Annotated in this window: 20 protein-coding genes and 3 tRNA genes; 5 read left to right on the forward strand and 18 right to left on the reverse strand. The window is 70.2% G+C overall.

Annotation, left to right across the window (positions count from 1 at the left end):
- Nucleotides 1-250: 250 nt before the first annotated feature.
- Nucleotides 251-784 (forward strand): CarD family transcriptional regulator, encoded by a 534-nt coding sequence (locus GA0111570_RS08290; RefSeq protein ID WP_092609096.1) that lies wholly within the window; start codon nucleotides 251-253, stop codon nucleotides 782-784.
- A 78-nt stretch (nucleotides 785-862) separates the two neighbouring features.
- On the opposite strand, the gene GA0111570_RS08295 is transcribed toward GA0111570_RS08290, so the two are convergent.
- The 6 genes from GA0111570_RS08295 to GA0111570_RS08320 all read right to left on the reverse strand — a co-directional run bounded on the left by GA0111570_RS08295 (nucleotide 863) and on the right by GA0111570_RS08320 (nucleotide 4,845).
- Nucleotides 863-935, reverse strand: a tRNA-Glu gene (locus tag GA0111570_RS08295).
- Between the two features lie 240 nt (nucleotides 936-1,175).
- A tRNA-Glu gene (locus GA0111570_RS08300) sits at nucleotides 1,176-1,248 on the reverse strand.
- Between the two features lie 76 nt (nucleotides 1,249-1,324).
- Nucleotides 1,325-1,396: transfer RNA gene (locus tag GA0111570_RS08305), tRNA-Gln, on the reverse strand.
- Nucleotides 1,397-1,494: 98 nt separating this feature from the next.
- On the reverse strand, nucleotides 1,495-2,379 hold the full coding sequence (locus GA0111570_RS08310) for a CPBP family intramembrane glutamic endopeptidase (RefSeq protein WP_175557400.1): 885 nt from the start codon (nucleotides 2,377-2,379) through the stop codon (nucleotides 1,495-1,497).
- A 91-nt stretch (nucleotides 2,380-2,470) separates the two neighbouring features.
- Nucleotides 2,471-4,003 carry a glutamate--tRNA ligase gene (gltX, locus tag GA0111570_RS08315; protein ID WP_425438612.1) on the reverse strand — a complete coding sequence of 511 codons (1,533 nt, stop codon included), beginning with the start codon at nucleotides 4,001-4,003 and terminating at the stop codon, nucleotides 2,471-2,473.
- Complete coding sequence (locus GA0111570_RS08320; RefSeq protein ID WP_092609102.1) at nucleotides 4,000-4,845, reverse strand: fumarylacetoacetate hydrolase family protein; 846 nt, start codon at nucleotides 4,843-4,845, stop codon at nucleotides 4,000-4,002. The genes gltX and GA0111570_RS08320 overlap by 4 nt, the downstream gene beginning before the upstream one ends.
- Nucleotides 4,846-4,921: 76 nt before the next feature.
- Here GA0111570_RS08320 and GA0111570_RS08325 point away from each other — a divergent pair, with 76 nt between their 5' ends.
- The gene (locus tag GA0111570_RS08325) at nucleotides 4,922-6,238 is read left to right on the forward strand and encodes a thymidine phosphorylase (protein ID WP_092609105.1); all 1,317 of its coding nucleotides are present in this window, start codon (nucleotides 4,922-4,924) and stop codon (nucleotides 6,236-6,238) included.
- Nucleotides 6,239-6,283: 45 nt separating this feature from the next.
- Here the strand turns inward: GA0111570_RS08325 and GA0111570_RS08330 are convergent, their stop codons facing one another.
- The 4 genes from GA0111570_RS08330 to GA0111570_RS08345 form a co-directional block, all read right to left on the reverse strand.
- Nucleotides 6,284-7,525 (reverse strand): type IV toxin-antitoxin system AbiEi family antitoxin domain-containing protein, encoded by a 1,242-nt coding sequence (locus GA0111570_RS08330; RefSeq protein WP_092609107.1) that lies wholly within the window; start codon nucleotides 7,523-7,525, stop codon nucleotides 6,284-6,286.
- Nucleotides 7,526-7,719: 194 nt separating this feature from the next.
- Nucleotides 7,720-8,409, reverse strand: a complete 690-nt coding sequence (locus tag GA0111570_RS08335) for a DUF1707 SHOCT-like domain-containing protein (RefSeq protein ID WP_092609109.1) — start codon at nucleotides 8,407-8,409, stop codon at nucleotides 7,720-7,722.
- Entirely contained in the window at nucleotides 8,409-10,061 is a 1,653-nt protein-coding gene (gene cimA, locus GA0111570_RS08340; RefSeq protein ID WP_092609112.1) for a citramalate synthase, read from the reverse strand. The genes GA0111570_RS08335 and cimA overlap by 1 nt, the downstream gene beginning before the upstream one ends.
- Before the next feature lie 277 nt (nucleotides 10,062-10,338).
- Nucleotides 10,339-11,427 carry a branched-chain amino acid aminotransferase gene (locus GA0111570_RS08345; RefSeq protein WP_092609115.1) on the reverse strand — a complete coding sequence of 363 codons (1,089 nt, stop codon included), beginning with the start codon at nucleotides 11,425-11,427 and terminating at the stop codon, nucleotides 10,339-10,341.
- Between the two features lie 174 nt (nucleotides 11,428-11,601).
- On the opposite strand from GA0111570_RS08345, the gene GA0111570_RS08350 reads away from it, so the two are divergent.
- A complete protein-coding gene (locus GA0111570_RS08350; protein WP_175557401.1) occupies nucleotides 11,602-12,672 on the forward strand; it encodes a 3-isopropylmalate dehydrogenase in 1,071 nt (356 codons plus the stop codon).
- Nucleotides 12,673-12,694: 22 nt separating this feature from the next.
- Nucleotides 12,695-13,270 carry an O-methyltransferase gene (locus GA0111570_RS08355; RefSeq protein WP_092609118.1) on the forward strand — a complete coding sequence of 192 codons (576 nt, stop codon included), beginning with the start codon at nucleotides 12,695-12,697 and terminating at the stop codon, nucleotides 13,268-13,270.
- A gap of 130 nt (nucleotides 13,271-13,400) precedes the next feature.
- Here GA0111570_RS08355 and ilvC read toward each other — a convergent pair whose 3' ends face one another.
- The 3 genes from ilvC to GA0111570_RS08370 all read right to left on the reverse strand — a co-directional run bounded on the left by ilvC (nucleotide 13,401) and on the right by GA0111570_RS08370 (nucleotide 16,806).
- A complete protein-coding gene (gene ilvC, locus GA0111570_RS08360; protein WP_092609121.1) occupies nucleotides 13,401-14,426 on the reverse strand; it encodes a ketol-acid reductoisomerase in 1,026 nt (341 codons plus the stop codon).
- Nucleotides 14,427-14,527: 101 nt separating this feature from the next.
- The gene (gene ilvN, locus GA0111570_RS08365; RefSeq protein ID WP_092609124.1) at nucleotides 14,528-15,055 is read right to left on the reverse strand and encodes an acetolactate synthase small subunit; all 528 of its coding nucleotides are present in this window, start codon (nucleotides 15,053-15,055) and stop codon (nucleotides 14,528-14,530) included.
- Nucleotides 15,052-16,806, reverse strand: coding sequence for an acetolactate synthase large subunit (locus tag GA0111570_RS08370; RefSeq protein WP_092609127.1), 1,755 nt, complete (start codon nucleotides 16,804-16,806; stop codon nucleotides 15,052-15,054). Before GA0111570_RS08370 ends, ilvN begins: the two co-directional genes overlap by 4 nt.
- A 272-nt stretch (nucleotides 16,807-17,078) precedes the next feature.
- On the opposite strand from GA0111570_RS08370, the gene tenA reads away from it, so the two are divergent.
- Nucleotides 17,079-17,774, forward strand: a complete 696-nt coding sequence (gene tenA, locus GA0111570_RS08375) for a thiaminase II (protein ID WP_092609130.1) — start codon at nucleotides 17,079-17,081, stop codon at nucleotides 17,772-17,774.
- A gap of 22 nt (nucleotides 17,775-17,796) precedes the next feature.
- Here tenA and GA0111570_RS08380 read toward each other — a convergent pair whose 3' ends face one another.
- Genes GA0111570_RS08380 through hisF form a run of 5 tightly spaced genes read right to left on the reverse strand, consistent with a single transcriptional unit; the run spans nucleotide 17,797 to nucleotide 22,516 of the window.
- Nucleotides 17,797-18,438 carry an MBL fold metallo-hydrolase gene (locus GA0111570_RS08380; protein ID WP_092609133.1) on the reverse strand — a complete coding sequence of 214 codons (642 nt, stop codon included), beginning with the start codon at nucleotides 18,436-18,438 and terminating at the stop codon, nucleotides 17,797-17,799.
- Complete coding sequence (locus GA0111570_RS08385; RefSeq protein ID WP_092609136.1) at nucleotides 18,435-19,544, reverse strand: S-(hydroxymethyl)mycothiol dehydrogenase; 1,110 nt, start codon at nucleotides 19,542-19,544, stop codon at nucleotides 18,435-18,437. The genes GA0111570_RS08380 and GA0111570_RS08385 overlap by 4 nt, the downstream gene beginning before the upstream one ends.
- Nucleotides 19,541-20,785 (reverse strand): glycosyltransferase 87 family protein, encoded by a 1,245-nt coding sequence (locus GA0111570_RS08390; protein ID WP_092609139.1) that lies wholly within the window; start codon nucleotides 20,783-20,785, stop codon nucleotides 19,541-19,543. Before GA0111570_RS08390 ends, GA0111570_RS08385 begins: the two co-directional genes overlap by 4 nt.
- Complete coding sequence (locus GA0111570_RS08395) at nucleotides 20,782-21,747, reverse strand: NAD(P)-dependent oxidoreductase (protein WP_092609141.1); 966 nt, start codon at nucleotides 21,745-21,747, stop codon at nucleotides 20,782-20,784. The genes GA0111570_RS08390 and GA0111570_RS08395 overlap by 4 nt, the downstream gene beginning before the upstream one ends.
- A gap of 1 nt (nucleotide 21,748) precedes the next feature.
- A complete protein-coding gene (gene hisF, locus GA0111570_RS08400) occupies nucleotides 21,749-22,516 on the reverse strand; it encodes an imidazole glycerol phosphate synthase subunit HisF (RefSeq protein WP_092609143.1) in 768 nt (255 codons plus the stop codon).
- Between the last annotated feature and the right edge of the window lie 7 nt (nucleotides 22,517-22,523).

Raw genomic sequence — 22,523 nt, forward strand, 5'->3', positions numbered from 1 at the left:
AACCTGCCGCGCCGCTCGACCGGGGAACATGTCGGTGCTGTCCGATAGAATGGACCGGTCGGCTCGGGTGGCTGGCCGGCCCCGCGGCTCGGGGCGTCTGGTGTCCACCTGATCCCGTCGGAAGCTCCCTGCCCTGCGGCGCCGTGATCCGGTTTCCGCCACCTCGGGGCGGGGCGGGGCGGCGCGTATGGAGGGTTACCCGTACGTCGTCGAGTCGGCGCGAGAGATCTAGCGTTGCGAGGCAGAGCAGATGGAATTCCGTCAAGGCCACATCGTCATCCACCCCCACCACGGCCCCGCCAGTGTCATCGGCACGACCACGCGCATGGTGAAGGGCATCGCCCGCCAGTACGTCGAGCTGTCCATCCATTGCGGCAAGATGACGGTCAGTGTCCCCCTCGAGCGGGCCGAGGAGATCGGCATCCGGGACGTGGCGGGACTGGGTGAGCTGGAGCACCTCGCCGCTGTCCTGAGCGCCCCGACCGGCCCGGAGGAGAGCCAGTGGGCGCGACGCTTCAAGGCGAATCGTGCGCTCATCTCGACCGGCAACCCGATCCACCTGGCCGAGGTCGTTCGGGACCTGACCCGCCGGCTCGAACGGGGCGGCCTGTCCCTGGGCGAGAAGGACCTGCTCAAGGAGGCATCGATCCCCCTCGTCGCGGAGATCGCCCTGGCCACCGGCTCCGACGAGGAGAATGCCGTGGCTGTGATGCGGACCCTCATCATCGAGGAGTCCATGGCGGTACTGAAGGTCCTCGAGGAGAAGCAGACCGTCGCCGCCTGACCCTGTCGTGAACCCCTTCAGCCAAAAAGAAATCCCTTCGCAGAGCTGCGAAGGGATTTCTTTTCGTCTTTCCAGAAGTAGCCCCGACGGGATTCGAACCCGCGCTACCGCCTTGAGAGGGCGGCGTGCTAGGCCGCTACACAACGGGGCCCCAGCCGGTCCCGGCGCGCCGGAACCTCGGAGAGCTTAGCAGGGGACGAGCCCCGTCCGCAAACGCGGCCACCCCTCCCCCGGCCGGGCGTTCGCAGTGGCTCCGAGCTCCCTGGACTGGGCCGCGGACGGCGACCGATCCTTGGAGGACCGGTGCCAGAGCGCTGATCCTGAACCGCAGCCGGCCCTCCGGCACGGAAACGAAAAGATCCCTCCGCTTGAAGCGGAGGGATCCAGACCGTAGCCCCGACGGGATTCGAACCCGCGCTACCGCCTTGAGAGGGCGGCGTGCTAGGCCGCTACACAACGGGGCCCTAGCATTTCCGGAAATACCGAAACACTGAGAAAGCTTATCCGACAGGAATCATCCTGCCTGACCTGCTTTCATCGCTGGGGTACAAGGACTCGAACCTCGACTAAATGAACCAGAATCACTCGTGCTGCCAATTACACCATACCCCAAGATTTCGCTGCCCCGGGGGGCAACGACGTGTAACTTTAGCGCACCTCCGGCCGGATGACAAATCGGCCCCAGCAGCGGGATCGAGGGGTCCCCGAGGTCATGTCGCAAGCCCCGCCGAGCGGGTCCGCAGCCGCATCGCGCGCGCCACGCCCCACGCGGCGAGGGCATACACCGCGTAACCGCCGACCCCGATGATCGCGCCCAGCCAGCCCATCTCGGTGACACCCCTGGTCGCCGCGATCCCGGTGGTCAGGCCGGCCCACACGTACGCGAAGATGTTGTTCACCACGTGGCCGGCGATACCCGCCTCCAGCCCGCCGGTGGCCATCACCAGCACCGCGGCCACCAGGCCAAACGCCAGGCGGTTCAGGAACAGCGGCACGTTCTGCGAACCGTGCATGACGGCGAACAGGAAGGCGGAGGCCACCACGGCGAACCACGGGGATCGTGCCAGCGAACCGAGGGCCTGCATCAGGTAGCCGCGGAAGAAGTACTCCTCGCCGGTGGCCTGGGCCCACGTGGTCAGCAGGACCACCACCATGTAGCCCCAGAAGCCGTGCTGCGGCTGCAGGTGGATCTCTGCGCCCGTGAGGCGCCAGGTGACGAGTTGCATCACGTTGAGCACGAGGACGGCCAGCAGGACGCAGACGGCGAGGTAGCGCCAGCGGATCCCGCCGCGGACCGAGGCGAGCCAGCGGGGCCGGGTCCGGTGGATGCTCGCCACCAACAGCCAGGACACCGGGATCAGGGTGGCGGTGACCAGGTTCATCGCGACCATGCCGGCCGGATTGAGGTAGGCCCGGGCGTCGGCGAGGAACTGCGCGAAGGTGCTCCCCTGGCCGCTGAGCATCCAGCCGATCCAGATCACCAGGTAGGGCAGCACGGACAGCACCGCCCCGTAGAAGACGAAGCCGGTGATGATGCCCATCACGGTCTGCCACGGCTCGACGTTCTCGCGGCGCAGCAGTGAGGGGTAGGTCAACCCTCCCCGGGGGTCCTCGTACCCCCCGACGAAGGTCTCCAACCGGCCGGGAGCATTCCTGGCGGTCCCAGGATGTACAGGACGCGCCATGTCAGCCCCGCGGGACCGTCGCCAGGGCGCGGTCGATCCGGTCCAGGCAGGACGTACGCCCCAACAGCTCCATCGACTCGAACAGTGGCGGGGATACCTTGCTGCCGGTGATCGCTATCCGCAGCGGCCCGAACGCCTTGCGCGGCTTCAGGCCCATCTCATCGACCAGCGAGGCGCGCAACGCGGCCTCGATCGCCGCATGGTCCCAGTCAACGTCGACCAGGGCACTGCGGGAGGCCTCCAGCACGGGGCCCTCCTCCGCCTTCAGCGTCGCCGCCTCCTCGATCCGGATGTCCTCGTCGGCGGTGAACAGGAAGGCCAGCTTGTCGACCGCCTCGGCCAGGCTGGTGAGGCGCTCCTGGACCAGCGGGGCGGCCCCCAGGACCAGCCGCTCCTCCTCGGCGGACGCCGGCGTACCGACGACGTGGGCCGCCTGCAGGAAGGGGGTGATCTGCGCGGCCAGGTCCTCGGTGGACAGCATCCTGATGTGGGCGGCGTTGATCGCCTCGCACTTCTTGTGGTCGAACTTGGCGGCGTTCGCGTTGACCCGGCGGATGTCGAAGGCCTCCACCATCTCCTGGAGGCTGAACACGTCGCGGTCGTCGGCGATCGACCAGCCGAGCAGGCCCAGGTAGTTCAGCAGGCCCTCCGGCAGGAAGCCACGCTCGCGGTACTCCTCCAGCCCCGCTCCCTTGTCGCGCTTGGAGAGACGCTTGTTCCCCTCCCCCATCACGATCGGCAGGTGGCCGAACAGCGGCGTACGACCCGATCCGACGCCGATCCGGGCCAGCGCCTCGTAGAGCACCACCTGGCGGGGGGTGGACGAGAGCAGGTCCTCCCCGCGGAGCACGTGGGTGATGTCCATCAGGGCGTCGTCCACGGGGTTGACCAGGGTGTACAACGGCTCGCCGTTGGACCGGACGATGGCGTAGTCGGGCACGTTCCTGGTGTCGAAGCTGACGTGGCCGCGGACCAGGTCCTCGAAGGAGACCTCGCCCTCGGGCATCCGGATCCGGATCACGTGCGGGCGGCCATCGGACTCGTACGCCGCGATCTGCTCGGCGGTGAGGTTCCGGCAGTGGCCGTCGTAGCCGATGGTGTCGCCGCCGGCCTTCTCCTGGCGCTGCTCCTGCTCCTCGCGCGTGCAGTAGCACGGGTACGCGGCTCCATCGGCCAGTAGCCGGGCGACCACGTCGCGGTAGATGTCACTGCGCTCGGACTGGCGGTAGGGGCCGTACGGGCCGCCGACGTCGGGGCCCTCGTCCCAGGTGATGCCGAGCCACGTCAGCGACTCCAGCACGTTCCCGTAGTACTCATCGGTGGACCGGGCCAGGTCGGTGTCCTCGATGCGCAGGACCATCGTGCCGCCGTAGTGGCGGGCGAAGGCGTAGTTGAACAGCGCCGAGCGGATGTTGCCGACGTGCAGGTTGCCGGTCGGGGAGGGAGGGAACCGCACGCGCACGTCCTGCGGAGCGATGCCGCCCAGGACGTCTTCCTCGGTCATTCCGTGCGGGTCGGTACGGGTGTCGCTCACTTGGTGCTGTCTCCGGTCGTCGTGGTGTGGCTGCCCGCCGCGGCTGCGGGGACGAGAGTATTGGTGAGGGTGCCGATCCCGTCGATGGTGATCGAGACCTCCTGGCCCGGCTCCAGCCGGCCCACCCCGGCGGGGGTGCCGGTCAGGATCACGTCGCCGGGGAGCAGGGTGGTGAAGCTGGTGATGTAGGCGATCAGGTCCGCGATCGGGTGGATCATCAGCGTGGTCGACCCGTGCTGGCGCTGTTCCCCGCCGACCACCGTGGTGATCACCAGGTCGGAGGCCTCCGCGAGCGTCAGGTGGGAGGCGATCCACGGACCCAGCGGGCAGGACGTGTCGAAGCCCTTCGCCCGGGACCACTGCTTGTCGGGCTCCTGCAGGTCACGGCAGGTGACGTCGTTCGCGACGGTGTAGCCGAAGATGACCTCCTCGGCGCGCGCGGCCGGGACGTCCTTGCAGATCCGGCCGATCACGACAGCGAGCTCACCCTCGTAGCTGATGTACTGGGAGGCGGCCGGCGGCACGATGATGTCGTCGGGTCCGATCACGGCGGTGTTGGGCTTGTAGAAGCACAGCGGGGTGCCCGGGACCTCGTTGCCGAGTTCGGCGGCGTGGGCGGCATAGTTGCGTCCGACCGCGACGACCTTCGAGCGGGGGATGACCGGGGACAGCAGTCGTACGTCGGCCAGGCGATGCCGTTCCCCGGTGTACTGGACCGGGCCGGCCAGCGGGTCGCCGGTGAGCGTACTGACGGAGTCCGGGTGTCCTCCGCCGTCCTCGGCCAACTCGACCACGCCGAAGGCGGGATCCTGTCCGGCCATCGAATACCGTGCAATTCGCATTGCCCCACCCTATCGCGTGGCCGCCACGGCCCCCTGTGACGATCGCCGGGGCCCCGTCGGTCGGCACAATGGGGCCATGGACGCCGCCCCGGACCCGCATCGCTATGCCATCGTCGACCTGATCCGCCGCAAGCGCGACTGCGGCACCTGGACCCCCGACGAGGCACGGTGGATCATCAACGCCTTCACCGCCGGGATCGTCGCCGACGAGCAGATGTCGGCGCTGGCGATGGCCGTGTTCTTCCGCGGCATGGCGCCGGCCGAGCTGGATGCCTGGACCGAGGCGATGATCGCGACGGGCTCCCGGCTGGACTACTCCGGGTTGGGCCGTCCGACGGCCGACAAGCACTCCACCGGAGGGGTGGGCGACAAGATCACCCTTCCGTTGACGCCGCTGGTTGCGGCCTGCGGGGTGGCGGTGCCCCAACTGTCGGGGCGCGGCCTCGGGCACACCGGAGGCACCCTCGACAAGCTGGACTCCATCCCGGGGTGGCGGTCGGACCTGCCACCGGCCCGGGTGCGGGCCCAGCTGGAGGACGTCGGGGGCGTCATCGTCGCCGCCGGGCCGGACCTGGCGCCGGCCGACCGGAAGCTCTACGCGCTGCGCGACGTCACCGGCACCGTCGAGTCGATCCCACTGATCGCGTCCTCGATCATGTCCAAGAAGATCGCCGAGGGCACCGGCACGCTGGTCCTCGACGTCAAGGTCGGGTCCGGGGCGTTCATGAAGGACATCGACCGGGCGCGCACGCTGGCCGAGACGATGGTGCGGCTCGGCACCCGGGCAGGCGTGCGGACCACCGCCCTGCTGACCGACATGGACACCCCGCTGGGACTGACGGCCGGCAACGCCCTGGAAGTGGGCGAGGCCCTCGAGGTACTTGCCGGGGGTGGCCCCGCCGATGTCGTGGACCTCACCCTCGCGCTGGCCCGGGAGATGCTGGCCGGCGCCGGGGTCGATGCCGACCCGGCCGAGGTCCTCGCGTCCGGACGGGCGATGGATCGGTGGCGACGCCTGGTCCGCGCCCAGGGCGGGGACCCCGATGCCCCGCTGCCGGTCGCCCGCGAGCACGAGACCCTCACCGCAGAGTCGGACGGGGTGATCGGGGGCGTCGATGCCCTGGGCGTCGGACTGGCCGCCTGGCACCTGGGCGCCGGTCGCGCCCGCAAGGAGGACCAGGTCCAGGCCGGCGCCGGGATCCAGCTCCACGTCCGGCCCGGTGACCGGGTCCGGACCGGTCAGCGGCTCGTCACCCTGCACACCGACACCCCCGAACGATTCGAGGCGGCCAGGCGTGCCCTGGCCGGGGCCGTGACGCTGCTGGGCCCCGAAGGCCACGTCGACGAGCGGCCCCTGGTGCTGGGCCGGGTCACCGCCGACGACATCCGGTGAGCCCCTGCGCGTGCTCGTCGGGCCCGTTTTCCTCGGCCGGTGTCCTCAGTCCCCGACATCGGGGACCCGGTCGTTCCACGGCTCGTCCCACGGGTCGAGCGGCTCTAGCGGCCGGCCCCAGGGCTCCTCGAGCAGCGGTCCCCCGTCCACCGGACCAGGTCCCCACAGGGGGTCGTCCCCGCCCGGCTCGGACCCCCACGGTGGGCAGTCCGCCGGGAACGGCGCCCTCGGCAGCGCCACCAGCGTGCTCGGCGCCCGGACCTCGCGCAGGTCGATCCCCTGGCCCGACTCCCGGATCACCGCCCCCAGCCGCCGGCTCACCGACCACGGGTGCCGGAGCTCGTCCAGCGACCACTCGACGACGTACCAGCCCTCGCCCCGCAGCCGGCTCCGAGCACCGGCCTCCCAGGCCAGGCGGTCGCCGGCCCAGCCCCGCGGCACGCCGCCCTCCGCCACCGGGGCGTCGAGCACCATGCCCAGGATCCGCAGCGCCGGCCAGCTGAACGGCACCCGGACGGTCCCGTCCAGCCGCTCGATGCCGTCCTCCTCGATCCAGTCGATCCAGTCGATCCCGTCGGCCCCGATCGGGTAGACGAGGTCGAGCAGGGGGGTCGGCATCCCCATCCGCTGGAGCAGGACACGGCTGACCGTCTCCGCCGTCCCCGCGGACTGATGGGTGGCGGATCGCAGCACGGACCGGGCCATCGCCAGGCCGGCACAGCCACGCAAGTCGAGGATCACCTGCTCACACTCCTCCCTCAGGGCCGTCGGGTCCGCTGCCCTGCGCAGGGCGGCGTCGGCCGCGACGATCGCCGTCAGGTCCTCGTGCCAGCTGCTCCGGCGGGCGACGTCGACGATGGTGCGAGCGATCGAGGTGACCGGCATCCGGTCGACGGTGCAGACGTGCGCCGCCGGCAGGCGCGAGGAGATCACCTCGACGTCGGATGTTCCGCCCCCACCCGCGCCGGGACGTACGAGCGTCGCTCGCGCCGGCAGTGACCAGTCCCCGACCGCCAGCCCGTGCACGAGCGCGGCCGAGAGGCCCCCAACGGCGCCGGGGTGGCGCGTCCGGACCAGGCAGGCGCGCACCAGCTGCAGGTGTCGCTCCACTGGATCGGCGGGGAGCTCACGGGCATAGACGCCGTGGCACACCTTCACGATCTCGCCCTGGGCAACCGCACGGCGGATCGTGCTGCGGTCCCCGTCGGGACCGGTCAGGTCAGCGGTGGTGAACAGTTCTCGGGCCGGGATCACCAGCGTGGGCAAGGCACGTTGCAGGGTGCTCATGCCACCCATCCCATCGGCTGGCCGAGCCTGGTTCAAGACCTGGCAGCCGACGGACAACACCGGTACGGCAAGGGACAACACCCTCGGCTCCGGAGACAACACCGTGGCCTGGCGGGACAACACCCCGTCGCCGGCCGGACAACACCGAAGCCCCAACTGCGTGCAGCATTCAGCGCCAGCGTGCAGCGGGAGGCTCAGCGCTCGATCGCCGCGCGCCGGGCACGCCTCTCGCGGCGCCGCCTCAGCAGCCACCGGTCGATGAAGTTCGCCCTGCGAGCCACGAAGTCACCGACCGTGAGCTGCCCCGAGACCTCGATCAGCGGCGCTCCAGCAACCGGGCGGTCCGGGACCTTCACGTGGACCCCGCCCACACCCCTGCGCAGCCGGTCGGTACGGACCGCCCAGCCCTCCGGCAGGATGAGTCGTACGTCGCCCATGCCGCCGGCGACGTCGATCTTCACCAGCCGCGCCTCGGCTCGGGCCTCCAGGCAGACGAGGATGACATCGCCGAGCCCCGTGCTGACCTGGAGGTAGGGCGGCAGCGACCACTCCCCCACCCGACGGTCGTCGTCGAAGCCCGCGGAGATGACCAACGGATCCTGCGGGCTCCACCCCGGCGGCTTCGACTCCCCGGGCACGACGACCTGGTCCAGTGGACGGTTGACGGCCGGCAGCGCGGCCACGTCCTCGGCCATCGACGGCAGGAACGGGGTCAGGTCGGCGACCAGCGGGTCCAGGTCCCCGAAGGTCCTGGCCGCGAGCGCCGCCCCGATCCGTTCCTCGCCCTCGGCCATCGTCAGGCGCCCGTCGCCCACGGCGTGCTGGAGCAGGGACACCACCTGGTCGCGCTCGGCGTCACCGGCGCGGAGCTCGCGCCTGTCCATCAGGCCAGCGCGTCCACGGGCGAAGCTGCCCCGCGCGCGCCGACCGGTTCCACGGTGTTCTCCAGCAGATGGATCAGGCCGTAGCGGTACGCGTCGCAGAGCGCCTCCCAGGACGCCTCGATCACGTTCGTCCCGACCCCGACGGTGGTCCAGGTCCGCTCCCCGTTGGTGGTGTCGATCAGGACCCGCACCGATGCCTCGGTGCCGGACGACCCGTCGAGGATCCGAACCCGGTAGTCCGTCAGCTCGTAGCCGTCCACCGCGGGGTAGACCGGCGTCAGGGCCCGGCGCAGCGCCATGTCGAGCGCGTTGACCGGGCCGTTGCCCTCGCCGACGAAGTACTGCACCTGCCTCTGGGCGACCAGCTTGACGACCGCCTCGCTGACGATGTCGGCGTCGTTCTCGCCGTCCGCGAATGAGGTGGTGGTCCAGTGCTTGATCGTGAACACGTCCGGCAGCTGCCCGAGCTGGGCACGCATCAGCAGTTCGAAGGAGGCGTCGGCGGCGTCGAAGGTGTAGCCCTGCAGCTCCTTCTCCTTGACCCGGTCGGTGAGCTCGGCAGCCAGGGTGCGGTCGGACAGGTCGAAGCCGAGCTGCTCGCCCTTGATCTGGATGTTGGCCCGACCGGCCATGTCGGACACCAGCATCCGCATGTCGTTGCCGACCAGTGCCGGGTCGACGTGCTGGTAGAGGTTCGGATCGACCTTGATGGCCGAGGCGTGCAGTCCGGCCTTGTGGGCGAACGCCGAGGTGCCGATGTAGGCGCGGCGCGGTCCGGCGGGCACGTTGGTGATCTCGGCGATCGCCTGGGCCGTACGGGTCGCCTCGGCCAGGTTGCCCTCAGGCAGCACCTTCCAGCCGTACTTCAGCTCCAGGTTGGCGACCACGCTGATGATGTCGGCGTTGCCGGTCCGCTCGCCGTACCCGTTGACGCAGCCCTGGACGTGCATCGCACCGGCCTCGACCGCGGCGAGGGTGTTCGCGACGGCGCAGCCGGAGTCGTTGTGGCAGTGGATGCCGATCGGGGCGCCCAGCTCGACGGCGGCACTGACCACCTCGCCCATCCAGCTGGGCAGCATGCCGCCGTTGGTGTCGCACAGGACGACCGCCTCGGCGCCGGCCTCCGCCGCCGTCCGGACGACCTCCAGGGCGTACGCACCGTCGAGGCGATAGCCGTCGAAGAAGTGCTCCGCATCGATGATCACCCGCATCCCCTCGGACCGCAGGTGGCTGACCGAGTCGCGCAGCATCGCCAGGTTCTCCTCCAGCGTGGTGTGCAGCGCGTTCGCGACGTGCCCGACGTGGCTCTTGGCGACCAGCGTCGCCACGCGCGCACCGGAGTCGCGCAGGGCGGCGATGAGCGGATCGTCCGCGGCCCGGCCGCCGACCCGGCGGGTCATGCCGAAGGCGACCAGCTCGGCGTTGCGCAGCTCGAGCTCACCACTCGTGGCGCGCCGGAAGAACTCGGAGTCCTTCGGGTTGGAGCCCGGCCATCCCCCCTCGATGAATCCCACGCCGAACTCGTCCAGGTACGCGGCGATACGGAGCTTGTCGTTGACCGACAGCTGCATGCCCTCCTGCTGCGAACCGTCACGGAGTGTGACGTCGTACACCTGGAAGGTCTGGGGTGCGGTCGGAAGAGTAGGAGCCATGGTGCGCGGTCCTCTGGTCGGGTGCGGTGATCGTGTCGTGCATCGGCAACAAAAAACCTCCTGCGTGAGGACAGGAGGTTGAGCGCGCCGATGCCCCGAGGGCTCAGGCGCGCTCGCGGATAATCAGCGTGCGATACGACACAGGGTGATTGTTGCCCAATGAGTCCGCTCTGGCCACCCCCCTGCCCACCCAGTGAGACGGTTTTGGCGGAACGTGACGCGGGGCGGCCCCTCAGGAGGGACCGCCCCGCCGCCGGCCACCGTGCGACCGGACCGGTCAGCAGACCTTGTGCATCCAGCCGTGGGTGTCCTCGATCCGGCCGTACTGGATATCGAGCAACGTCTTGCGGATCTCCATCGAGTGCGGACCGGAGGTGCCGTCGCCGACGACGTATTCCTCGTCGCCGTCCTTGAACGCCCGCACGGAGGCCACGACGGCGGCGGTGCCGCAGGCGAAGGCCTCGACGATCTCACCGGAGCGGATCCGGGCCAGCATGTCGTCGACCTCGATGCGCTCCTCGACCGGCTCCAGTCCCTTGTCGCGTGCCAGTTCCAGGATGGAGCGGCGGGTGACGCCGGGCAGGATCGATCCGGACAGCGCCGGGGTGTGCAACTGTCCGTCACCGGTCACGAAGAAGCAGTTCATCCCACCGAACTCCTCCACGTAGCGGAACTCCGCGGCGTCGAGGAACAGCACCTGCGGGCAGCCGTGGGCGTACGCCTCCTCCTGGCCGGCGAGGCTGGCGGCGTAGTTGCCGCCGCACTTGGCCGAGCCGGTCCCGCCGGCGGCGGCACGGGTGAAGCGACGGGAGACCCAGAAGTCGACCGGCTCGACGCCGGACGAGAAGTACGGGCCGGACGGAGAGGCGATGCAGTAGTAGCGCGCCGTGTGCGCCGCCCGTACGCCGAGGAAGTCCTCGTGGGCGATGGTGAACGGGCGGATGTAGAGGCTGTCCTCCCCTCCCCCGGTCGGCACCCAAGCGGCGTCCGCCTTCACCACGGCCTCGATCGAGGCGATGAAGTCCTCCACCGGAAGCGGCGGCAGGGCCAACCGTTCGGCCGAGTCGATCATCCGCTGGGCGTTCGCCTCGGGGCGGAACAGCCAGACGGAGTCGTCGGCGTGGCGGTACGCCTTCAGGCCCTCGAAGACCTCCTGCGCGTAGTGGAACACGGCCGAGGCGGGGGCGAACTGCTCGACGCCGTACGGTACGACCTTCGCGTCACTCCAACCACCCTCGACCGTCCACGTGGCCACGGCCATGTGGTCCGTGAAGTGCTGACCGAATCCGGGGGCGGCGAGTACGACCGCTCGCTCCTCGGCCGATGCCGGGGAGGGATGGGGGTGCACGTCGAACGAAAGACTCATGGGGAGAAATCTAGTCCCCCCTCCCGCCCTGACCCCAGCAGGGAAGACGGGTGAGACATCCCGGATCGTCGGCGGTGCCGTTGTCCCGTGCACCGGCAGGGCCCGCGTGCCGCTCACCGGCAGTGCTGGTGAGATCGGGCACCGCCGGGGCCCCGTCGCCGATAACCTGACCGCGTGTCTACTCAGAACTCTGCTGATCGCCCGTCCATCGCCGTGATCGCCGGCGACGGTATCGGCCCCGAGGTCGTGGCCGAGGGTCTCAAGGTCCTCGACGCCGTTGCCGGACCGGACGCCTTCGACAAGGTCACCTATGACCTCGGCGCCGAACGCTGGCTGCGCACCGGTGAGGTGCTCCCCGAGTCCGAGATGGAGTCGCTGGCCCAGCACGACGCCATCCTCCTCGGCGCCGTCGGTGCCGCCCCCGGCGACACCCGCATCCCCTCCGGCATCCTGGAGCGCGGCCTGCTGCTCAAGCTGCGCTTCGCCTTCGACCACTACGTCAACCTGCGCCCCTCCAAGCTCTATCCGGGCGTGCCCACCCCGCTGGCCCCGCACGTGACCGAGGGCAAGCTGGTGGACTTCGTCGTGGTCCGTGAGGGCACCGAGGGCCTGTACGCCGGCAACGGCGGCAAGCTCCGCACCGGCACGGTGCACGAGGTCGCGACCGAGGTCTCGGTCAACACCGCGTACGGTGTCGAGCGCGTCGTCCGCTTCGCCTTCGAGCACGCCACCACCCGCCGCAACAAGGTGACGCTTGTGCACAAGCACAACGTGCTGGTCAACGCCGGCGGCCTGTGGCGTCGCGTCTTCGAGTCCGTCGCGGCCGAGTACCCGCAGGTCGAGACCGACTACCTGCACATCGATGCCGCCACCATCTTCATGGCGACCGACCCGGCCCGCTTCGACGTGCTGGTCACCGACAACCTGTTCGGCGACATCATCACCGACCTCGCCGGTGCCGTCACCGGTGGTATCGGCCTGGCCGCCTCCGGCAACCTCAACCCGTCCGGCGCCTACCCGTCGATGTTCGAGCCGGTCCACGGCTCGGCCCCCGACATCGCCGGGCAGCAGAAGGCCGACCCGACCGCCGCCATCCTGTCGGTCGCGATGATGCTCGACCACCTCGGCCGCCCCGACGAGGCCGCGAAGATCGTGGCCGCCGTCAACGCCGACATCGCCGAGCGCGGCAACAAGGTCCGCACCACGACCGAGATCGGCGACGCCATCGTCGCCAAGGTCTCCTGACCCCCTCCGGGCGCGTCGGCCCGTGCCAGTCCTGAGTTCCCCGTGGGACACCCCCGACCTCGTCGGGGCTGCCCTCAGCGCATCCCTGCGGATCGGGTACCTGGAGTCGACGCGCTCGGAGACCGGCCGGTTCCTGGCCACCCTGGCGGCCTCCCGCCAAGGGGTCATCGCCGACCTCGGCACCGGCTGCGGGGTCGGCACCGCCTGGCTCCGCACCGGCGCCCCCGCCTCGACGCGGGTCGTCACGGTCGAACGCGACCCCGCCCTCGCCGCGAAGGCGACCCGCCTCTTCGCGGGCACCGGCGTGGAGGTCCTCCCCGGCGACTGGTCCACGATGGGCTGGTCCGCCCATGGCATCACGTCCCTGTCGCTGGTCACCATCGACATCGGTACAGCCGGCGGTTCCCGCGAACGGCTGGTCGACCTGCTGGCCCCCGGGGGTCTCCTCGTCCTGGACGACGTGCACGGGCACCGCAATTTCGCCGATGACCGGCTCGACACCATGGCACTGCAGGCCTGGATGCACGAGAGCCGGCTGCTCTGCACCGAGGTGTACCTGGCCCCCGACGCCTGCGTCCTGCTCTGCGCCCGGCGCTGACACCGCTCCCCCTACACGGACAACACCCGAGGGCCCGGGTCCCATCGTGAAGATGGGACCCGGGCCCTCGTGCTGTTCCGGCCGGGCCCGATGGCCCGGTAGGGGTGGTCGTACGTGACGACCCGGTGGGTCAGCGACCCGCCTGGCCCTCGACGTAGTCCTCGGTGCCCTGGTTCTCGTCGACCCAGGCCATCAGGCCGCGCAGCTCGCGGCCGACTGCCTCGATCGGGTGCTGCTCGCCCGCCTTGCGGTACTCGAGGAACTTCTTGCGACCGTTCTTCTGGTCCGCCACGAAGTCCTTGGCGAAGGCGCCGGACTGGATGTCGTCCAGCAGGCCCTTCATCGCGGCCTTGGAGGCGTCGCCGATGACCTTGGGGCCGGCGATGTAGTCGCCGTACTCGGCCGTGTCGGAGATCGACCAGCGCATCTTGGCGATGCCGCCCTCGTACATCAGGTCGACGAGCAGCTTCAGCTCATGCAGGCACTCGAAGTAGGCGATCTCGGGCTGGTAGCCGGCCTCGACCAGGGTCTCCCAGCCGGCGGTCACCAGGTGCGACATGCCACCACAGAGGACGGCCTGCTCACCGAACAGGTCGGTCTCGGTCTCCTCGGTGAAGGTGGTCTTGATGACGCCGGCGCGGGCGGCGCCGATGCCGGCGGCCCAGGAAAGCGCCAGGGCCTGGCCCTCGCCCTTCGGGTCCTGCTCGACGGCGATGAGCGCCGGGACGCCACGGCCGTTCTCGTACTCACGGCGGACCAGGTGGCCCGGGCCCTTCGGCGCGACCATCGCGACGGTCACGTTGGCCGGGGGCTTGATCAGGTCGTACCGGATGTTGAAGCCGTGGGCGAAGAACAGCGCGTCGCCGTCCTTCAGGTTCGGGGCGATCTCGCTGGCGTACATGTCGGCCTGGAACTGGTCCGGCACGAGGATCATCACGACGTCGGCTTCTGCGGCAGCCTCGGCGGGGGTCAGAACGCGCAGGCCCTGCTCCTCGGCGCGGGCGCGGGAGCTGCTGCCCTCCTGCAGGCCGACCCGGACGTCGACGCCCGAGTCACGAAGGTTGAGCGCGTGGGCGTGGCCCTGCGAGCCGTAGCCGATCACCGCGACCTTGCGGCCCTGGATGAGGGACAGGTCGGCGTCCTTGTCGTAGAACATTTCAGCTGCCACTGAGGTAACTCCTTGTTTAGTGGGGTGGCCGGGGACCCGCCCCGTAGCTGCCAGCCTAGACCGGCGGCCGCGTACGGGGCGGGGGTGTATCACCGTTGGGTCTGCTGGCCCCGCTCCTTGCGGGGCTTCTCGCTGATCGACTTCGCGCCGCGGCCGAGAGCGACCAGGCCCGACTGGGCCAGCTCCCGGATGCCGTACGGCTCGAGCATCGTCAGCAGGGAGTCGAGCTTGTCCGGGTTGCCGGTGACGACCAGGGTAATCGCGTCAGGGGTGACGTCGACCGTCTTGGCCTTGAACAACTGGACGATGTCGAGGATCTCGCTGCGCGTGTTCGCATCACAGCGGACCTTGACGACCTGGAGCTCGCGACGGATCGCGTCCGGCTCCAGCTCGACGATCTTGAGCACCTCGATCAGCTTGTTGAGCTGCTTGGTGATCTGCTCGAGGACGTGGTCGTCGACATCGACGACGATCGTCATCCTGGAGATGCCTTCGTTCTCGGTCGGGCCGACGGCCAGCGACTCGATGTTGTATCCGCGGCGGGAGAAGAGCGCCGCGACCCGGGTCAGGACACCCGGATTGTCGGAGACAAGGACGCTCATCGTACGCGTGCTCACAGTTCTTCCTCTTCCCACTTCGGCGCCATGTCGCGCGCAACCTTGATGTCGTCGTTGCTGGTGCCGGCGGCCACCATCGGCCACACCATGGCGTCCTTGTGCACGACGAACTCCACCACGACCGGACGGTCGTTGATCGCCATCGCCTGCTCGATCACCGCGTCGACCTCCTCGGGGGTCTCCGCCCGCAGGCCCACGCAGCCCATCGCCTCGGCGAGCTTCGGGAAGTCGGGGATGCGGTAGGAGTGCAGGTCGGTGTTCGAGTAGCGCGCGTTGTAGAACAGTGTCTGCCACTGGCGCACCATCCCGAGCGACTCGTTGTTGATGATCGCGATCTTGATCGGGATGCCCTCCAGGGCACAGGTGACCAGCTCCTGGTTGGTCATCTGGAAGCACCCGTCCCCATCGACGCCCCAGACGACGGCGTCAGGCTGGCCGACCTTCGCGCCCATGGCTGCAGGGACGCAGTAGCCCATCGTGCCCAGGCCGCCTGAGTTGAGCCAGTGCCCCGCCCTCTCGAAGGGCAGGAAGTGGGCGGCCCACATCTGGTGCTGGCCCACGCCGGTGACGTAGTAGGCGTCCGGGCCGGCGATCTGGCCGATGCGCTGGATCACGTGCTGCGGGGAGAGGCGGTCGAACCCTTCCTCCCAGCCGACCGGGTACCTGCGGGCCATGTCGGTGAGGAGCTTGACCCACGGCTCGTAGTGGGGCAGCTCGGTCTCCCGCAGGGTGTCGTTGAGGTCGACCAGGACCTCCTTGGCATCACCCACGATCGGCACGTCGGCGATCCGGTTCTTGGAGATCTCCGCCGGGTCGATGTCGGCGTGGATCACCTTGGCCCCCGGGGCGAAGGAGTCCAGCTGCCCGGTGACACGGTCATCGAAGCGGGTGCCGAGGGCGATCAGCAGGTCGGCCTGCTGCAGGGCTCCCACCGCGGGAACGGTCCCGTGCATGCCGGGCATGCCGAAGTTCAGCGGGTCGGAGTCCGGGAAGGCGCCGCGGGCCATCAGCGTGGTGACGACCGGGATGCCGGTGATCCGGACCAGCTCGGCCAGCTCCTCGTGGGCGTGGGCCTTGATGATGCCACCGCCGACGTAGAGCACGGGGCGACGCGACTCGGCGATCAGCCGGGCGGCCTCCTTCACCTGGCGGTGGTGCGGCCGGGTGGTGGGCCGGTAGCCGGGCAGGTCCATCTCCTCGGGCCACTCGAAGTGGGCCTTGGCCTGCAGGGCGTCCTTGGTGATGTCGACCAGGACCGGGCCCGGGCGGCCGGAGGACGCGATGTAGAAGGCCTCCTTGATCGCCAGCGGGATGTCGGCGGCCTTGGTCACCAGGAAGCTGTGCTTGGTCACCGGCATCGTGATGCCGCGGATGTCGGCCTCCTGGAAGGCGTCCGTCCCGATCATGGCGGAGCCGACCTGACCGGTGATCGCGACCAGCGGCACCGAGTCCATCATCGCGTCGGCGAGCGGGGTGACCAGGTTGGTCGCGCCGGGGCCGGAGGTGACCATCACGACGCCGACCCGACCGGTCGTCATGGCGTAGCCCTGGGCGGCATGCCCGGCACCCTGCTCGTGGCGGCAGAGGATGTGCCGGATCTGCCCGGAGTCCATCAGCGGGTCGTACGCCGGCAGGATGGCCCCGCCGGGAAGCCCGAACATGACATCTACCCCGACCTTCTCCAGCGAGCGGACCAGCGCCTCGGCGCCGGTCGACATCGGTGTGGTGGACGTGGCGGTGTTGTCCTCCATGGCCTCTCTACTTCCTCTGGGTGATCAGGGTTGGTCGACAGTGATTCTGCAACAAAAAACCCCCGCCGCCAGGTGGCGCGCGAGGGAGCGTGTCTGGTCGGGCCTCTGCCCACCGGACACGCTAGCCAACTACGAGAATCATGCCGAGCACGCACGTAATCTTCCGCAGATCCGCGCCGCTGTCAACCGATCCGAGATTTTTCCCAGAATGTGGAAGCTCGGCGGACCCGAGCGCGCCGGAGTCGGCGGCCCGGCTCCTCTAGGGTGTCTGCATGTCGTTCACCGCCGAGCTCCGCGATATCCACGCCGACCTGTTCGAGGCCTTCTGGGCGCATCCGTTCTTCCAGGGCCTGCTGGACGGCACGGCCACCCGCGACGCGGTGGTGCACTACGTCGGGCAGGACGTCGGCTACCTCCAGGCCTTCCTGCGCTGCTACGGGCTGGGCCAGGCGATGGCGCCGACCCCTGACTGGACAGCGTTCTTCATGGACGGCGCCCGGATCATGCTGGAGGAGGAGCCGGACGCCCACCGCGCCCTGGTCGAGCACTTCGGGGTCGACTACGAGGCCTGCCAGGAGTCCCGGCTGGCTCCCACCGCGAAGGCGTACGCCAACCACATGGAGCTCGCGGGCCACGACACGCTGGGGGTCCTGATGGCAGCCCTGCTGCCCTGCCAGTGGACGTACACGTGGGCCGCCCTGCGTGCCGAGCGGGAGCAGGCGCCGGGAGCCGACCACCCGTTCCGGGCGTGGTTCGACTTCTACACCTCCGAGGAGTGCCAGCAGCTGGTGGTGGACTACCGGCGGCGTACGGACGCCCTGGCGGCGGCCGCCGGAACCGCCGAGCGGCAGCGGATGGCGGAGGCGTTCGCCGATTCCCTGTACTACGAGGTGGCCTTCTGGCAGATGGCGGCGACCGGGGAGACCTGGGACCGGCTCCCGGCCCGCGTCCTCGGCACGGAGGACTAGGGCCGGGGGCCGGCCCGGGGGCTCAGTGGCCGCGCCGGATCCACTCCTCCAGATGCGGGGCCTCCGCACCGATGGAGGTCGGATCCCCGTGGCCGGTGCGGACGCGGGTCCGTGGCGGGAGCGTCAGCAACCGGTCACGGATCGAGTCGATGATCGTGCCGAAGTCGGAGAACGAGCGTCCCGTCGCACCGGGGCCGCCCTCGAAGAGGGTGTCACCGCTGAACAGCTCCCCCGCCTCCGGCAGGTACAGGCAGACCGAGCCCGGCGAATGCCCCGGGGTGCTGATGACGTGCACCTGGGTGCCCGCCACCGTCAGCACCTGCCCGTCCGCCAGGTCCTCGTGGGCGACCCCGGGGTGACTGGCCTCCCACAGCATCTGGTCGCCGGGGTGCACCAGGATCCGGGTGTCCAGGGCCCGGGCGAGTTCGGGGGCGACGGTGACGTGGTCGTTGTGGGCGTGGGTGCACACAATCCCGACCACCGTACGACCGGCCACCGCCTCGATGATCGGAGCCGCGGTGTGGGCGGCGTCGACCACCAGCGCCTCGTGGTCGTCACCGATCACCCAGACGTTGTTCTCGACCTCCCACTCGCCGCCGTCGAGGGCGAAGGTCCCGGACGTCACCACCCGGTCGATCCGCAGGCCCCGCCCAGGACCGCTCATACCAGCACCACCGAGCGCAGCACCTGGCCCGCCTTCATCCGGGCGAACGCAGCCTCGACGTCGCCGAGGCCGATCCGCTCCGAGACGAAGTCGCCGAGCGGGAACCGTCCCTGCTGGTACAGGTCGGTGTACAGCGGGAAGTCGCGCTCGGGCAGGCAGTCGCCGTACCAGGCGGACTTCAGCGATCCGCCGCGCCCGAACACGTCCGGCAGCGGCAGGTCGAGGCGCATCTCGCCGGTGGGTACGCCGACCAGGACGACCCGGCCGGCCAGGTCGCGCATATAGAAGGCCTGGACGTACGTCTCGGGGCGCCCGACGGCGTCCACCACGACGTCGGTGCCGAAGCCGCCGGTCAGCTCGCGCACCGCGGCGACGAGCGGCTGGTCCTCCCCCTCGCCGGCACCCAGGGTGCGGGAGTTGAGCACGTGGGTGGCGCCGAAGTGCCGGGCCTGCTCAAGCTTGGCGTCGTCGATGTCGATCGCGATGATCGTCGTCGCCCCGGCCAGGTGGGCCCCGGCGATGGCGGCCATGCCGACACCGCCGCAGCCGATCACGGCGACCGACTCGCCGCGCTTGAGCTCGCCGGTGTTCACGGCGGCCCCCAGTCCGGCCATCACGCCGCAGCCGAGCAGGCTGACCGCCGCCGGGTCGGCCGTTGGGTCGACCGTGGTGCACTGTCCCTCGTGCACCAGGGTCTTGTCGGCGAACGCTCCGATGCCCAGGGCCGGCGACAGTACGGTGCCGTCGGTCAGGGTCATCGGCACTGAGGCGTTGAAGGTGGCGAAGCAGTACTGGGGCTGGCCGCGCTTGCAGGCGCGGCACTCCCCGCAGACCGCGCGCCAGTTCAGGACGACGAAGTCCCCGACGACGACATGGCTGACCGCCTCGCCGACCGATTCGACGATGCCGGCGGCCTCGTGGCCCAGCAGGAACGGGTAGCCGTCGCCGATCCCGCCCTCCTTGTACGCCAGGTCGGTGTGGCAGACCCCGCAGGCCTGGATGCGGACGACCACGTCGTGGGCGCCCGGGTCGGGGATGACGATGTCGACCAGTTCGACGTCGGCATCCTTGGATCGGGAGATGACTCCTCGTACGGTCTCGCTCATACCGCCACCGTAGACGGCTCGCCCGGTCCGGCGGCCGTGAGGGCCGCTTCCTGGGCGGCGGCCTCACCGCGCGGGCGGCGCAGCAGCGCGACGAACAGGCCGATGAACAGGCCCAGGCCGACCAGCGGCGTGACGTTCGCGACGAGGTCCTGCCAGAAGGTGTAGTGCGCCGCGGCGTCGAAGGTGTACGGCAGCACCGTCAGGGGCACCTGCAGGCTGATCCAGACCCCCCAGGCCAGTCCGACCCGCCGGACCCAGACGGGCAGGCCGTGGTCGGTCGTCACCGCGACCAGCAGCGGGAGCACCCAGACGAAGTGGTGGGTCCAGGCCAGCGGCGAGGCGAGGTTGGTGGCCAGTCCGACCAGGGCCAGGGCGAAGACCTGGTGCCCGGTCAGCCACCAGTAGCGGGCGACCAGGAGCGCCAGCACACAGACCAGGGCCCCGAGGGCGATGCCGGCGATCCGGGCGGCCGGATCGAGCCCGAAGAACCGCGTGGTCAGGCCGGTCAGGGACTGGTTGCCGACGTACTGCGGCCCCGAGGTCCCCGCCGGGATCTGGCCGGTCCAGAACTTCATGCTCTCCCTCGGCAGCACCAGGAAGGCGACCAGGGTCGCGACCACGAACGTGCCGGCGCTGGTCCACGCCATGCGGGACCGGCGGGCGAAGAGGGCGAAGACCCCGAAGAGTGCCGGGGTCATCTTGATCGCGGCCGCCACACCGATGCCGACACCTCGCGGCCAACGACGGGCCCGGTCAGGCAGCAGGTCGAACACGACGAGAGCCATCAGCACGGTGTTCACCTGGCCGTAGCCCAGGGACGTACGCAACGGCTCGATCGCCACCAGCGCACCGGCGCCGACGAGTCCGAGCGTCCAGCCGCGGGTGACGCCACAGCGCCGCAGCACGGACTGCTGCGCCCAGACCATCAGGGCGACCCAGACCAGCCGCAGCAGCATGATCGGCCCGAACGCCGTCGGGACCATCAGCAGCGCCGCGAACGGCGGGTAGATGTAGTAGAGGTTCCAGCCCGGGCTGCGCACCGAGTAGATGTCCCCGCCGGTCAGCAGCGCGTGGACACCGATCCGGTAGATGTCCAGGTCGATCATCGCCGGGTCCCAGGGCCACAGCCGTCCCCCGGTGATGATGAACGGGACCAGCAGCACCGCCACGACGAAGGGGAGGCCGTACTCGGCCAGGAACCGGCCGACGGGTCGGCCGTCGAGCGGAACGCCAGCGTTCACAGGGTGTTCCGCAGCGGCTCGCCGGCGGCCCACCGCCGCAGCTGGGATCCGATCAGCGCGTCCGCCCGCGGGGTGAAGGCATCCGCCCAGCCGCCGACGTGCGGGGTGATCGTCACTCCCGGTGTCGTCCACAGCGGGTGGTCGGTGGGCAGGGGCTCCGGGTCGGTCACGTCCAGGGCCGCCCGCAGACGCCCGGAGGCGCACTCGGCGAGCAACGCGTCGGTGTCGACGATCCGTCCACGGGCGACGTTCACCACGAGCGCTCCGTCGGGAAGCAGGGCCAGCGCCTCGGCATCCAGCAGGTGCTCGGTCTGCTCGGTGAGGGGGCAGATCACGAACACCACGTCGGTGGCGGGCAGCAGCTCGGGGAGGTGCTCGAACGGGTGCACGTACGGTTCACCCGCCCCCAGGTCACCGGTACGTTCGTGCCGGGCCACCAGCGTCGTCCCCGCGGTCTCGAAGCCCTCCAGCCGCCGCCGGATGGCGTGCCCGATCCGGCCGTAGCCGAGGATCATCGCCCGGCGGTCCGCCAGCGACCGGCTGAACCACCGCTGCCACCGCTTGGTGGCGTCCGCCCCGTTGCGGGCATGGACGTCGATCTCCCGCAGGTTGGCGAGGGCCAGCGCCAGCGCCAGCTCGGCGGTGGCGGTGTCATGGATGCCGGCGCCGGTGCACAGCGTGACCCCCTCGGGGATCAGCGGTACCAGGTGTTCGTAGCCGGCCATCTGGGACTGGACGACCTGCAGCCGGGGCATCTCGGCGACCCGGCCCAGCCCGCGGCTCCCGGACAGGTAGGGCAGCACCAGGAACTCGACCTCGGCCACGCTGTCGGGCCAGCGGACCTCGTCACCCGTGGCGTCCTCGTCGGTGAAGAAGTCGACGTCGATCCCCTCGGGCAGCCGGCCCAGGTGCGCCTCCGCATCCGCCAGGTCGGTGTACGGCAGCCATGCCACTCGTCCCATCTCAGGCCCTCCTGACCAGGTGGCCCGCAGCGGCGAGCGCATCCTTGACGTCGTTCACGGTGAAGGTGCCGAAGTGGAAGACGCTGGCCGCGAGCACCGCGTCCGCTCCCGCGTCGGCCGCCTCGACAAAGTGCTCGAGTGTCCCGGCGCCACCGGAGGCGATCAGCGGCACGTCGACGACCCGGCGCACCTGGGTGAGCATCTCGATGTCGAAGCCGATGGTGGTGCCGTCGGCGTCCATCGAGTTGAGCAGGATCTCCCCTGCCCCGAGCTCGACCCCGCGGCAGGCCCAGTCCAGCGCGTCGATCCCTGCCGACGTGGTCCCGCCATGCGTGGTGACCCCATAGCCGGAGGGCATGCCCGGCTCGCGCCGGGCATCGACGGACAGCACCAGGACCTGGTTGCCGAAGCGCTGGGTGATCTCGCGGATCAGCTCCGGGCGCCGGATCGCCGCGGTGTTCACCGAGACCTTGTCCGCCCCGGTCCGCAACAGGGTGTCCACGTCCTCGACCGAGGAGACGCCACCGCCCACGGTGAGGGGGATGAAGACGGTCTCGGCGGTGCGACGGACGACGTCACGGGTGGTCGCGCGGCCCTCGCGGGAGGCGGAGATGTCGAGGAAGGTGACCTCGTCTGCGCCCTGCCGGCCGTACAGCGCGGCGAGCTCGACGGGATCACCCGCGTCGCGCAGGTTCAGGAAGTTGACGCCCTTGACGACCCGCCCGTCGTGCACGTCCAGGCACGGGATGACGCGGATGGCAACACTCATGGGGGCC

The organism is Raineyella antarctica, assembly GCF_900092135.1.
Classification (GTDB): Bacteria; Actinomycetota; Actinomycetes; order Propionibacteriales; family Propionibacteriaceae; genus Raineyella; species Raineyella antarctica.

What these genes read in the sequence shown, in the direction of transcription:
- GA0111570_RS08290 (WP_092609096.1), top strand. Translation starts at nt 251, where the DNA reads ATGGAATTCCGTCAAGGCCACATCGTCATCCACCCCCACCACGGCCCC.
- GA0111570_RS08320 (WP_092609102.1), bottom strand. Translation starts at nt 4,845, where the DNA reads ATGCGAATTGCACGGTATTCGATGGCCGGACAGGATCCCGCCTTCGGC.
- GA0111570_RS08325 (WP_092609105.1), top strand. Translation starts at nt 4,922, where the DNA reads ATGGACGCCGCCCCGGACCCGCATCGCTATGCCATCGTCGACCTGATC.
- GA0111570_RS08330 (WP_092609107.1), bottom strand. Translation starts at nt 7,525, where the DNA reads ATGAGCACCCTGCAACGTGCCTTGCCCACGCTGGTGATCCCGGCCCGA.
- GA0111570_RS08335 (WP_092609109.1), bottom strand. Translation starts at nt 8,409, where the DNA reads ATGGACAGGCGCGAGCTCCGCGCCGGTGACGCCGAGCGCGACCAGGTG.
- cimA (WP_092609112.1), bottom strand. Translation starts at nt 10,061, where the DNA reads ATGGCTCCTACTCTTCCGACCGCACCCCAGACCTTCCAGGTGTACGAC.
- GA0111570_RS08345 (WP_092609115.1), bottom strand. Translation starts at nt 11,427, where the DNA reads ATGAGTCTTTCGTTCGACGTGCACCCCCATCCCTCCCCGGCATCGGCC.
- ilvC (WP_092609121.1), bottom strand. Translation starts at nt 14,426, where the DNA reads ATGTTCTACGACAAGGACGCCGACCTGTCCCTCATCCAGGGCCGCAAG.
- GA0111570_RS08370 (WP_092609127.1), bottom strand. Translation starts at nt 16,806, where the DNA reads ATGGAGGACAACACCGCCACGTCCACCACACCGATGTCGACCGGCGCC.
- tenA (WP_092609130.1), top strand. Translation starts at nt 17,079, where the DNA reads ATGTCGTTCACCGCCGAGCTCCGCGATATCCACGCCGACCTGTTCGAG.
- GA0111570_RS08380 (WP_092609133.1), bottom strand. Translation starts at nt 18,438, where the DNA reads ATGAGCGGTCCTGGGCGGGGCCTGCGGATCGACCGGGTGGTGACGTCC.
- GA0111570_RS08385 (WP_092609136.1), bottom strand. Translation starts at nt 19,544, where the DNA reads ATGAGCGAGACCGTACGAGGAGTCATCTCCCGATCCAAGGATGCCGAC.
- GA0111570_RS08395 (WP_092609141.1), bottom strand. Translation starts at nt 21,747, where the DNA reads ATGGGACGAGTGGCATGGCTGCCGTACACCGACCTGGCGGATGCGGAG.
- hisF (WP_092609143.1), bottom strand. Translation starts at nt 22,516, where the DNA reads ATGAGTGTTGCCATCCGCGTCATCCCGTGCCTGGACGTGCACGACGGG.